An 11936-nucleotide genomic window follows, 5' to 3' on the forward strand; every position below is an offset into this window, starting at 1 on the left:
CAAAGCCAGAATTAACGACTAACATTGTGAGCGGGAATTTTATTAATGGAATGGCCGTTATGATTGCCTTTGGTGGAGGCAATAATATTAGCTTCTAAAGCTGAAGTCATCTCGGCCAACATTTCTAAATTGAAACGATAGCCGACGTTGCGGACGGTTTGAATTAAATTAGGTTGCCTGGGATCGGTTTCGATTTTTTTCCGCAGAGAGAGAACATGAGTATCGATTGTCCGGGGATTATCAATTTCCTCAGGCCAAGCGCGACGCAGTAAATCGGCTCTTGATAGGGGTGTCCCCTCCGCTTGGGCTAAAACGTAGAGTAGGCTAAATTCTTGGGGCGTTAATTCGATATATTCCCCGTGAAATTGTACCCGTCGTTGGGCTAAATCTATTTTTAATTGCCCATAATCCAAGTGTAGAGGGGCAGCCCTACTGCCTAAACGACGAGTTAACACTTCTACCCTAGCCATAAATTCTTGCATTCCAAAGGGCTTTCTCAGGTAGTCGTCGGCCCCTGCTTTTAAACCATTGACCACATCTTTTTCGCTATTGCGGGCCGAGAGAATCAGTATTAAAGACTGTTTTTGTTGATCAAGCCAACGGCAGAGTTCGATTCCATCCCCATCTGGCAAGTCGGAATCGATAATTGCTAAGGTGGGTTGACGATGAAGGAAAGCTTGACGAGCACTTTGCAGGGTTGCCGATTGATTAACCAAATAACCGGCCTGTTGCAGATGCCAAGTTAATAGCGATCGCAAGTGCGGGTTGCCCTCAACAATAGAAATATGGATCGATACCACTTGAGTTTCTGCCCCATTACTGCACAGATTGACACATTGTCAGGGTATCAGAATTAATGTCAAGATGTTGTAACAATCGTAACATTCGTCGGTCGTCAGCTTTGAATCAGTGATCAGTGATCAGATCTAAGTTTTCATTTCACTGATTACTGTTTACTGTTGACTGGTCACTGAAAAAAAGCTCCCCGCTCCCTGCTCCCTACTTCATAATTCACCCCATGTGCAACTAATTTTGGCTCTTCTCGACTTTGTGTGATAATTTTTGCTTAATGCTTATCGGGCAAGACTTTTAGGACTATTTTGCGGATATTCTATCAGTATAGACCTCGTTTTCACACAGAAACCAGAAGCGCCATATTGTCTGTCTGATAATATCTTATTGATTGTTCTCTCAGCCATTTAACCACTAAAAAACCACCAGAACACCATGATAGATAACTTTGCCGCCAACGACCTCTATAACTGTATAGATAGTCTAGATTCCTCAGATTTTCAGAAATTCCTAGCGGGGAATAACTCATCAATTTTTCCCACCATAGCCACTAATCGAGCCACATCTCTTTTCAAAGAAGAAGTAGCGAGCATTGATCTTGATCTTACTACCTTAGATAACGCCGGCAATACCTTAGCAACGGCCCGTGATATCACCATTGGAGCGACTCCCACCAGCTACAGTGATTTTGTTGGTTCTACAGACACCAATGATTACTATCGTTTCAGTTTAGGAACCAGTAGCGACTTTAGCCTCAATTTAACGGGATTAAGTGCCGATGCCGATGTGTCCTTATTAGATAGTAATGGCAATGAGATTACTAGCTCCACTAATGGCAGTAACATCAGTGAGAGTATTACTGGTCAACTGAATGCGGGTACTTACTTTGTCCTGGTTTATCCCTACAGTGGCAGCACTAACTATAACTTAACCCTGTCGGCGACCACAGCCACAGTTGTACCCGGATATAGTGCCACTTCGGGATACGGTTTAGTTAATGCCGCGAGAGCCGTCGCCGGAGCCTTGAATCAAAGTCCTTTTGCCAATGTTCCCACTTTTGGTGGTGCTAATGACTGGGGGGTTAACTTAGTTAATGCTCCGGAAGCTTGGGCAAGAGGTTATACAGGACAAGGAGTCGTCGTTGCTGTACTAGATACAGGAGTTGACCGCAATCATGCCGACTTAGCGGGCAATATTTGGACGAATGCGGGCGAAATTGCCAATGATGGGCTTGATAACGATGGCAACGGTTACGTTGATGACGTTTATGGCTGGAACTTTGCCAATGGCAATAATAACACTTTAGATGGCAACCGCCATGGTACTCATGTGGCGGGAACCATTGCTGCCGGTAATAATGGTTTCGGGGCCACTGGTGTGGCCTACAATGCCAGAATTATGCCAGTGAAAGTTTTGAGCGATTCTGGTAGTGGCAGCTATAGTGGCGTTGCCCAAGGCATTCGCTACGCCGTGGACAACGGTGCTGATGTGATTAATATGAGTTTGGGCGGTGGTAGCACTAACAGTGCAGTTCAATCGGCCCTCCAGTATGCCAGCAGTCGCGGTGTTATCGTGGTTATGGCCGCCGGTAATGCGGGGGCAGCTCAACCCGGTTATCCCGCTTTCAATGCCACCTCTTGGGGTCTTGCCGTAGGTGCCGTTAATAGTTCTAACCAGATGGCTTCCTTCTCCAATCGTGCTGGCTCCAATTCTTCGATGAGGTATGTCACCGCTCCAGGCGTGCAAGTGTATTCTACTCTCCCTAATGGTGGCTATGGTTTCTTGAGTGGAACCTCGATGGCAGCACCTCATGTGGCCGGATTGGTGGCCCTAATGTTGAGTGCCAATCCTAATCTGACCGATGCTCAAGTACGTCAAATTATTACTGCCACAGCCGGTAATGTCGCCTAAAACTTGGCTGTTTTTCAGCCTCAGATTTCTTATCTTTAGCCATCAGCGAAAAGCTGGTGGCTGATTCCCAGATCTCAGACAAAAAAACTCGTTTACTTTTCGGTAAACGAGTTGACTTTCCATGATATGATTAATAGTCCTGTGAATTATTTGGCAACTGCTACCGGTGCTTTGACGGGCTGGGGCTGGGGCTGGGGCTGCAGGTCGCGCAAACTTGGGAAAAGGAAGTGGTTTTCCTCCACATATTGCGCTCCAAACAGTCCTTTTTCAGCCCAGAAATAGCGATCGGTTGTATGCTCGTTACGCTTAACAATCAATAAAGCTGGTGGGCTAATGCCTATAGCTTGAATATACTTACGCGCCGCAGTTACGGGTTTATCTTCGCCACTTTCAATACTATACTGGGGTATAAGTTCAAGTATCTTACGTCCTTCTTGACGACGGCGACTTTTACGTTTCCGTTTTCTGGCCAACCCAATTACCTCCTGTTTTGGCTAATCGTTGTAATGATAGTTACAAAAGCCGTAGCAATTATATCCGTTCTAGACCAAGAAATCAAGTGTCTCTCACAAACCCAATTACAGACAAGTTTGACTAGAAGCTAGACTGAGACTAGGTTTAAGTTTTTCTGACAAAAACACACCCACAAATATCGATACAAAACTTATTATTCTTAAACTTTTTTTAATATATACCTTGATCCACCCCGAAAATAGTGACCAAACCCTTGTCCTAATTGCTTTTTGCTGGCTGCCCTCGACCCAAGAGGATGGCCATTCTCTCCTGTGTAAACCGGGAAACAAAACTCGCAACCCTAGCTGTATCTAGGTTTTCTGATTTTTTACTTTTTACTTTCTTGGTATGCCCTTCTCCTCCCCCTCCCGGACTCCCCTGAGTGATGATTTTATTGCCCTCTGTCAGGCACAGATGGAACTTTTGCGAGAGCAAATGGAAACGGACAGAAGTGCGGTTTATTTAAATGAACCTTTATCGAGTAATTTAATTCCAGTCGTTGTTTATCCGCCTTTTAATCCCCCTTCTCCCCAAAAAAAGCGGCTTTCCTTACAACCGGGGCAACCGGCGGCAGACTTGTTAACTGCGGTTAAGTTAGAAGATTTATCCCACCTCTGGGGTAATCAGGAGACCGTCAGCAGTCATCGCTTGTTTTTACCCTTAATGTATGAAGAGGGCATGATCGGATTATTGGTGACAACCAGAGAAAAACGACCTTGGCAAAGTTGGGAATTAACCCGGATGGAAAAAATCACCCAAACCCTCGCTTTGGCCTGTGTACTTGATCGCCAATTAGGAGAAGAACGTTATTATCGACAATGGCAACGTCAGCGCCTCGATACCTTTCTCCATCAAATCCGCAATCCCCTCACCGCTTTAAAAACCTTTGGTAAACTTCTGCTCAAAAGGCTTTTAGCCGAAGAAGGTAACGATCCCGCCATTACTGGTATCCTGAGGGAAAGCGATCGAGTTCGGGACTTAATCGCCGAATTTGAGGCACAAATTCAGCAAGAAAGCGAAAATTACCCCACCGTCGATATTCCTCTCCTGCAAGCGCAATCTTCCCCCACCGCCTTTCTCTTGCCTGCTGGCAGCGGCCAACTAACTCCGATCGATCTCCATGATATTCTCGATCCGCTGCTCCTTTCGGCCCAGGCCGTAGCCAAAGAGAGAAATCTCAGTCTAGAAACGATTCACGGGGAAGACATACCACTTATTTGCGCCAATATCCCCGGTTTGCGGGAAGTATTCAGCAATTTAATTGATAATGCCCTCAAATATACTCCTGCTGGCGGAAAAGTCACCGTCGAGGTGCAGAATGTTAAGAACAGTGTAGAAATTGTTTTTAAAGACACGGGTTATGGTATAGCGAGGAGCGATCAAGAAAGAATTTTTCAACGTCACTACCGGGGAGTGCAAGCAGGGGGAGATATACCCGGTACAGGATTGGGTTTAGCGATCGCAAAAGAATTAATTACCAGCATGGGGGGGACGATTGAATTTATCAGTCCCAATCCCGAGCAAACAAGTTCCCTCTACCCCGGCACGGTTTTTCGGGTTCATATACCAGTTATACCCGATGATAACCTCAGTATAGAGGGATGATCTGGTCGTCAATTCTGCCTATTTTCTCGATCGGGAGATTCCTGGGGCGATCGGTTAAAATATATGGAAAATATCAGTGTCAATGGTAACTTGGCTGTGAACCAAAGAATTAACAGTAGCTAGAGACAATCAATTACACACATCTAAGTAACTCTTGCCTTTTGCCCCTTGCATGAGTGCCTATCCTAACCAAGAAGTTAATTTTGTCCTATTACTTAAATTATGCCGACTATCGAACAATTAGAACCCGCTAATAAGGCCGATGTGGTAGTATATATGCCCTACTATGCCAAGGACAAACATAGTATCCTGCCCTATGCGATCGCTTTGTATCAAGCAGGATCTTTAGAAGGTCGTCGTCGCATAGAAAACAGTCAAGGGATTCCCTTTGTGGCGTCTTGGTATGTATCAAAATTGCCCTCGGAATTGACCCGTTGTCGTTTACAATTTGAAGGACAGGCCGACCTAAGCTATGAGATGACGATTATTAACGCCGAGTTGATCGAATACCTCATCGATGCGATTAAAACCTTTAAGCAGCTAGGTTCAGCCGACTTTTCGCAGGGATTTTATCGGAAACTGCTGCGATTTGAAGAATAAAAGTCGGGATTTTACGGGTTAAAAAGGAGCAAATCGTGGCGAAATCAGCCAAATCTATACTCATCTCTTCCCTGGAACCCCTCAGTGGTAAATCGGGAACTATCGTCGGTTTAGCGCATCTCTTGCGGCAAAAAGGCCTAGAGATAAGTTACGGCAAACCAGTGGGCAATTGTCCGGGCTACGTCGATGGGCAATTGGTCGATGAGGATGTAGAATTTATCCGGCAATTACTAGAATTATCCCCCGATCAGCTGCGTTTACCCGTGATCTATACAGATGTGGATTCCGTTGCTAAACGTCTGCAAGGTGCAGATAAACAGGACTACGGCAATATTCTTGCTGGCTATCTCGATCGGGTTAACAGTGATATTGCCCTCCTCGAAGGGCCGGGGACTCTCTGGGAAGGGAGTATTTTTCAGTTATCGATGGGGGAGATGGCCAAAATTCTCCAGACTCCGATCCTATTGGTGGCCCGCTATAGTTCTCCCCTGATTGCCGATAGTCTGCTGAAAGCGCAACAGGAATTAAATAATCAGCTGCTGGGGGTAGTAATTAGCGATATCCCCACCGATGATTGGGATGAAGTACAATCTCTCCTTAAACCCTATCTCGCTGGCCAAGGTGTGGAAGTTTTAGGACTGTTACCCGCTAGTAAACTGCTGCGCAGTATTAGTGTTCGGGAAATTGTCCATCTTTTAGAGGCCAAAGTATTATGTCGGCCCGATCGTTTGGATTGGATGGTAGAAAGTTTAGCGATCGGGGCAATGAATGTCAACGCCGCTTTAGAATATTTTCGCAAGGGGGAAAATATGGCCGTGATTACGGGTGGCGATCGCACAGACCTACAGTTAGCTGCCCTAGAAACTTCCACCACCTGTTTAATCTTAACTGGTTCTATCTCTCCAGATCCCCTGATTTTGGGCCGGGCCGAGGATTTAGAAGTACCGATTCTCTCGGTAAATTTAGATACTCTCACCACCGTGGAAATCGTCGATCAGGCCTTCGGGAAGATTCGCTTACAGGAACAGGTAAAAGTCGCTTGTATTCGAGAATTAATGGAGGAATATTTCCAGATCGATCGCCTGTTAGAAAAGTTAACAACAGGGGGGTAATTTCTCCCTGGCTGCCGAGAATTTCACTGGAAACCCTTTCATGAGTCTATCATCCTCCCCTGTGTCCCCTCCGGTCAAAGAAAATGACTGGAGATTGTTATTAAGATTACTTCCCTACGCAAAAAAGCAAAAAGCCCTGCTATTTTGGTCATTAATACTTCTTTTTCCCCTATCTCTCACAGGGGCGATCCAACCCTTAATTATCGGTCAAGCGGTCTCCCTTTTGCAAAAGGAACAAACTTGGGATTTTTTGGCTCGAATGCCCTTAACAGCAGCCATTAATACCCTAATTATTATCCTCTCGGCTTCGATTATTTTACGACTGATTTTAGGGACAATGCAAGGTTATCTAGTGCAGAAAGTCGGTCAGTCAATTACTGCTAATGTCCGGGAAGATTTATTTACCCATGTCACCTCCCTTTCCTCCAGTTTTTTTGATCGCTCTCCCGTGGGACGTTTAGTCACTCGTTTAACCAGCGATGTGGAAGCATTAGGAGAAGTTTTTGCTAGTGGGGCGATCGGAGTTGTCAGTGATTTGGTCAATATTTTAGTTATTATCATCACCATGTTTACCCTGCAATGGCAATTAGCTCTATTGTTGGTGTTGATGTTATTTCCCGTCACTGCTTTAATTATCTTTTTTCAAAAACAATACCGCATCGCTAACTATCAAGTACGCGAGGAATTATCAAAACTTAATGCCCAATTACAGGAAAATATAGTCGGAGTTAATATTGTTCAATTATTTCGCCGCGAACGCTTTAATGCTGAAATGTTTCGCGCTATCAATACTCACTATCGTCAATCCCTAGATAAAACAATTTTTTATGATTCGGCTGTCTCGTCCACTTTGGAATGGATCGGATTAATTGCCGTGGGAGGAGTATTATGGTTAGGCGGGATTTTTATTCTCCAGAAAACCATTGATTTTGGGGTTTTATCAGCTTTTATTTTATTCTCCCAACGTCTCTTTAATCCCCTGCGTCAGTTTGCCGAAAAATTTACTATGTTTCAAGCGGGTTTTACTGCTATAGAACGAATTGGTGAATTAATTAGTATTCCCATTGAAATCAACGATTCTAACAATTATAAAGATATTTACTTCCCAGAAAAACGTCAAACTGGCGAGATTATTTTTGAGAATGTTTGGTTTGGTTATAAACCCGATGAATATATTATCAAAGGTCTCAATTTTATCATTCATCCAGGGGAAAAAGTCGCTTTAGTTGGTCCCACCGGTGCGGGAAAAAGTTCGATTATTCGTCTTCTCTGTCGTCTTTACGAACCAAGTAAGGGCAGAATTCTAGTGGATGGGATCGATATTCGTTATCTTCCCCAAGCAGAATTAAGACGTTATATCGGTGTCATTCTCCAAGAAACTTTTCTCTTTGCCGGAGATGTTACTCGCAATATTACTTTAGGGGAAAATTATGATTTTGAGCAAGTGAAGGCAGCAGCTAAATTAACTAATATCGATCACTTTATCGAGGAGTTACCCGATGGTTATCATACCCTTTTACGGGAACGGGGTGCAAATTTATCGGGAGGACAAAAACAATTACTCGCTTTTGCGAGAGTCGCTATTCGTAACCCCGAAATTTTAGTTTTAGATGAAGCTACCGCTAGTTTAGACGTGGGGACAGAAGTATTAATTCAAGAAGCTTTAGAACAGATTTTAGTCAATCGTACTGCTATTATTATCGCCCATCGTCTCTCCACTATTCGCGATGTCGATCGAATTCTTGTCCTTAAACGCGGGGAATTAGTCGAATCGGGAACCCATGAAGATTTATTAACCGAAGACGGCCTCTACGCTAGTTTATATAAACTGCAAATGTTAGGCACAGATAGTTAACAGGAGTCAGGAGTCAGGAGTCAGGATTCAGGAGACAGGAGACAGGAGACTCCGAGACAGGAGACTCCGAGACAGGAGATTATTTTTATTTATACTTCCCACACCCCACACCCCACACCCCACACCCCACACCCTACTTCCCCACACCCCACACCCCACACCCTACTTCCCCACACCCCACACCCCACACCCCACACCCTACTTCCCCACACCCCACACCCCACACCCCACACCCTACTTCCCCACACCCCACACCCCACACCCCACACCCCACACCCCACTTCTCACAATGCCTTCGCCAGAATCTGCTCCGCTAGTTTCACAACTGCAAAAAAAAGTCAATAGTTTAGATGTACCATTTTATGCGCCAGGGCATAAGCAGGGGGAAGGAATCGGGGAAGATTTAAGTAATTTACTGGGAAAAAGCGTCTTTAAAGCCGATTTACCCGAATTACCCGACCTTGATAATTTGTTTGCCCCGACGGGGGTGATTAAAGAAGCGCAAATTTTAGCAGCCGAGACATTTGGGGCAGATAAAAGCTGGTTTTTAGTCAATGGCTCCAGTTGTGGCATTATTGCGGCGATTTTAGCCACTTGCGGCGAGGGAGATAAAATTATTTTGGCGAGAAATATTCATAAATCGGCAATTTCGGGCTTAATTCTCTCTGGGGCGCAGCCCATCTTTATCAATCCCGAATATAATCCCACTATCGATCTAAATTTAAATATAACCCCCCAATCCCTCGAAAATGCCCTGAAACTTCATCCCGACGCCAAAGCGGTGATGGTAGTCTCTCCCACCTATCAAGGGGTTTGCTGTGACTTAGAAACTATCGCCCAGATTACCGATCATTATTCTATCCCGCTGCTCGTCGATGAGGCTCACGGGGCGCATTTTGCCTTTCATCCCGATTTACCTCCGGCTGCCCTGTCTCTCGGCGCTGATATGGCTATTCAGTCCACCCATAAGGTTTTAGGGGCCTTAACTCAAGCATCAATGTTACACTTAAAAAGCGATCGCATTAGTTCCGAAAAAGTCGATCGAGCCTTACAATTAGTTCAAACCACTAGCCCTAGTTATTTGCTTCTCGCTTCCCTTGATAGTGCTAGAAAGCAAATGGCGACGCAAGGACTAGATTTACTGAGCAAAACCCTCGATTTAGCCGCTACTGCCCGAAAAGAACTCGATAAAATTCCTAATATCTCTGTTCTAGACTTTCCCCATTCTATCCCGGGTTGTCACTGGTTCGATCGCACTCGTTTAACGGTAATCGTCAGAGATTTTGGCTTAACTGGTTACGAAATAGACGATATTTTGCGAGAAAAATACGCTGTCACGGCAGAATTACCGACTTTAAGCCAACTTACTTTTATTATCTCCATCGGCAACCATCGCGAACACATTAATCGCCTAATTACTGCTTTTCAATGCCTTCAATCTCCTTCCTCTCCCAGTTTACCCCCCACTCCTCCCCCAGTCACGGGAAATTTGGCTATTTCTCCTAGAAAGGCTTTTTTTGCCCCTACAGAGATAGTATCCCGGAAAAATGCCCTCGATCGTCTTAGTGCTGATGTTATCTGTCCCTATCCCCCCGGTATTCCCGTTTTGATGCCGGGAGAGTTAATTTCTCAGGAAGTCCTCGACTATCTGCAAACTATTTTAGACCTCGGCGGCACGATTACTGGCGGTAGTGATGATAATTTTGAAACTTTCAGGGTTTTAAAATAATCGCAAAATTATCTGATATATTAACCGGAAAAAGGCGGTAATAGCAATTGCTCCGATGGCTGCCATCACGGCAATGATAGCAATTTCAGGAAAATTTAGGCTTCCTTGCAGTTGCGAAAGAAAGAAGATGAGGGTGAGGGTAATTGCTGCTAGAATCGGTAAATCTCTCCCTTCAATCACTTTTTTAAATAATGCCCAAACTAAGCCACCTAAGATCATAAAAGCGATGACAATTCCTAGCGAGGGGAGTAAACTATTTAAGGCAATTACTAATAATGTCCCTTCAAATCCTGTAAAGGCAGCATTAGCGAAAGTTTCCCCAAGAGAAAAACGGGAAGGTTTTCTAATCACTGGAGAAGCTGGAGGGGATGGAGGAATTGGAGAAGGTGGAGGAGATGGAGGAGATGGGGGAGGTGTATTTAAAGCGGTTAAAACTTCTCCACAGGATTGAAATCTATCCAGGGGATTTGCTAGTAACATTTTATTGAATACTCTTGCTAAATCTGCACTGATGTTGGGGGCATAATTTTGCCAATTCCAGACCTGTTTTTGGGGATCGTATAGATCATCAGGATCGCGATTAGTTAAGAGCATAACACAGGTAGCTGCTAGGGCATATAAATCCGTGGCTGCCGATACCTGATTGCCTAATTGTTGTTCGGGAGGAGCAAATCCAGCTGAGTAAATTGTTGTGGATTTCTCTTGTGTATTACTAGGGTTATTGGTAGCCTGTTTTACTGCCCCAAAATCGAGTAAATAGAGGCGGCCATTTTGGGAGCGCATGATGTTAGATGGTTTTATATCCCGGTGAATGGAACCATTTTCATGAATAAATTTGAGGATAAGAAGTAATTCTTCGAGAATGTTTTTGACTTCACTTTCTTGAAAGGGTTTTTGTTGCTGTTGGAGAATTTCTTCTAAGTTTTTACCGTCGATATATTCCTGGGCCAGATAGAAAAATTGCTCTTCTTTTCCCGTTAATTGATTCTTGACTGTTAAAGGGAAAAAAGCATAGAGATCGGGGATTTGGGGATGTTCTCGGCCTAAATCTTCTAAAACGTGCGCTTCTTGAAAAAATAAGTTTTTCGCTTTTTCTAAAGCTTGCGGACTTAAATTACCAGAAGGTTGAAATTGTTTGAGTACACATTTAGCTTTTTTGGGACTATAACGATCTACTACCAAAAATGCCGCCCCAAATCCTCCTTGTCCCAATAGACGTTCTGGCAAATAACGTCCCCCTAAAATTAATGGCATCCCGCAAGTAGTACAATATTTCTGATCGATCGAGGTTAAGCGATTGCTATCGTCTAGGTCTGGGCATTGATTACGCGGTTTCGGACAGTGGGGACGCGTGCAAATAACTTCCATAGTCACCGTTTCCCGTGGTACTGCTCTTAGTTTAGCTACTACCGGCAATTCGGGTTAAAATTTTTATTCTTAAGAAAGAGTTAAAAAGAGGGTTTGTAGGCCGACACGGATTCCCACTATACTACAAGGTTAGCAGAAATTTTGGAGTTTGTCAAGTCTTTGGCTGAAAAAAATTCAGCCGGTTGACATCCTCACCACGCCACCTTTTTAGGATGGTCGTTGAATGGGGTTGACGCGACCCGGGATGCTGCTACCTTAGCGGTAGTCTTACGCTTTCCTCCACGTCCGTTTTGAGTGTCCGAATGCCCTCCGGCCACTTTGAACAAGTCGAAAAAATCTAATGTTCAACCTTATTTCCTAGAAAGTTTTACTCGTTCAAGGCCGAATTTGAATTCTTTTCTGAACAAAACCCCCTACTATCTGTTGTCAAGGTTCAGTTTTTAGCTTGGTT

At 44.4% G+C, this 11936-nt stretch carries 10 protein-coding genes; 6 read left to right on the plus strand and 4 right to left on the minus strand.

Translation table 11 applies throughout. The annotated features are described in order from the left end of the window. Positions 1–11 precede the first annotated feature (11 nt). Entirely contained in the window at positions 12–800 is a 789-nt protein-coding gene (locus O9300_RS01505; RefSeq protein ID WP_287969631.1) for a response regulator transcription factor, read from the minus strand. Positions 801–1227: 427 nt separating this feature from the next. Between O9300_RS01505 and O9300_RS01510 the strand changes: the two genes are divergently transcribed. Continuing rightward, complete coding sequence (locus O9300_RS01510; protein ID WP_287969633.1) at positions 1228–2703, plus strand: S8 family serine peptidase; 1476 nt, start codon at positions 1228–1230, stop codon at positions 2701–2703. 146 nt (positions 2704–2849) lie between these two features. Here O9300_RS01510 and O9300_RS01515 read toward each other — a convergent pair whose 3' ends face one another. Continuing rightward, positions 2850–3176: a DUF3155 domain-containing protein gene (locus O9300_RS01515; RefSeq protein ID WP_147069809.1), complete on the minus strand. Its 327-nt coding sequence runs from the start codon at positions 3174–3176 to the stop codon at positions 2850–2852. A 388-nt stretch (positions 3177–3564) separates the two neighbouring features. Between O9300_RS01515 and O9300_RS01520 the strand changes: the two genes are divergently transcribed. The 4 genes from O9300_RS01520 to O9300_RS01535 all read left to right on the plus strand — a co-directional run bounded on the left by O9300_RS01520 (position 3565) and on the right by O9300_RS01535 (position 8388). Next, the gene (locus O9300_RS01520; protein WP_287969635.1) at positions 3565–4821 is read left to right on the plus strand and encodes a GAF domain-containing sensor histidine kinase; all 1257 of its coding nucleotides are present in this window, start codon (positions 3565–3567) and stop codon (positions 4819–4821) included. A gap of 222 nt (positions 4822–5043) precedes the next feature. Continuing rightward, entirely contained in the window at positions 5044–5421 is a 378-nt protein-coding gene (gene ebsA, locus O9300_RS01525; protein ID WP_061431277.1) for a type IV pilus biogenesis protein EbsA, read from the plus strand. Positions 5422–5456: 35 nt separating this feature from the next. Further along, the gene (locus tag O9300_RS01530) at positions 5457–6533 is read left to right on the plus strand and encodes a phosphotransacetylase family protein (protein ID WP_287969637.1); all 1077 of its coding nucleotides are present in this window, start codon (positions 5457–5459) and stop codon (positions 6531–6533) included. 40 nt (positions 6534–6573) lie between these two features. Beyond that, positions 6574–8388, plus strand: a complete 1815-nt coding sequence (locus O9300_RS01535) for an ABC transporter ATP-binding protein (protein WP_287969639.1) — start codon at positions 6574–6576, stop codon at positions 8386–8388. An 89-nt stretch (positions 8389–8477) separates the two neighbouring features. On the opposite strand, the gene O9300_RS01540 is transcribed toward O9300_RS01535, so the two are convergent. Further along, positions 8478–8669 (minus strand): hypothetical protein, encoded by a 192-nt coding sequence (locus O9300_RS01540; protein WP_287969641.1) that lies wholly within the window; start codon positions 8667–8669, stop codon positions 8478–8480. A gap of 8 nt (positions 8670–8677) precedes the next feature. Between O9300_RS01540 and O9300_RS01545 the strand changes: the two genes are divergently transcribed. Then, positions 8678–10117, plus strand: a complete 1440-nt coding sequence (locus O9300_RS01545; RefSeq protein ID WP_287969643.1) for an aminotransferase class I/II-fold pyridoxal phosphate-dependent enzyme — start codon at positions 8678–8680, stop codon at positions 10115–10117. Here the strand turns inward: O9300_RS01545 and O9300_RS01550 are convergent. Continuing rightward, complete coding sequence (locus tag O9300_RS01550) at positions 10109–11485, minus strand: serine/threonine-protein kinase (RefSeq protein ID WP_287969645.1); 1377 nt, start codon at positions 11483–11485, stop codon at positions 10109–10111. The two genes, O9300_RS01545 and O9300_RS01550, sit on opposite strands and share 9 nt — an antisense overlap. Positions 11486–11936 lie beyond the last annotated feature (451 nt).

The sequence above is a fragment of the Microcystis sp. LE19-195.1E genome (assembly GCF_027532095.1).
GTDB lineage: Bacteria > Cyanobacteriota > Cyanobacteriia > Cyanobacteriales > Microcystaceae > Microcystis > Microcystis aeruginosa.

Coding starts and splice junctions, on each gene's coding strand:
- O9300_RS01545 (WP_287969643.1), top strand. CDS start 8,678: ATGCCTTCGCCAGAATCTGCTCCGCTAGTTTCACAACTGCAAAAAAAA.
- O9300_RS01510 (WP_287969633.1), top strand. CDS start 1,228: ATGATAGATAACTTTGCCGCCAACGACCTCTATAACTGTATAGATAGT.
- O9300_RS01520 (WP_287969635.1), top strand. CDS start 3,565: ATGCCCTTCTCCTCCCCCTCCCGGACTCCCCTGAGTGATGATTTTATT.
- ebsA (WP_061431277.1), top strand. CDS start 5,044: ATGCCGACTATCGAACAATTAGAACCCGCTAATAAGGCCGATGTGGTA.
- O9300_RS01535 (WP_287969639.1), top strand. CDS start 6,574: ATGAGTCTATCATCCTCCCCTGTGTCCCCTCCGGTCAAAGAAAATGAC.
- O9300_RS01550 (WP_287969645.1), bottom strand. CDS start 11,485: ATGGAAGTTATTTGCACGCGTCCCCACTGTCCGAAACCGCGTAATCAA.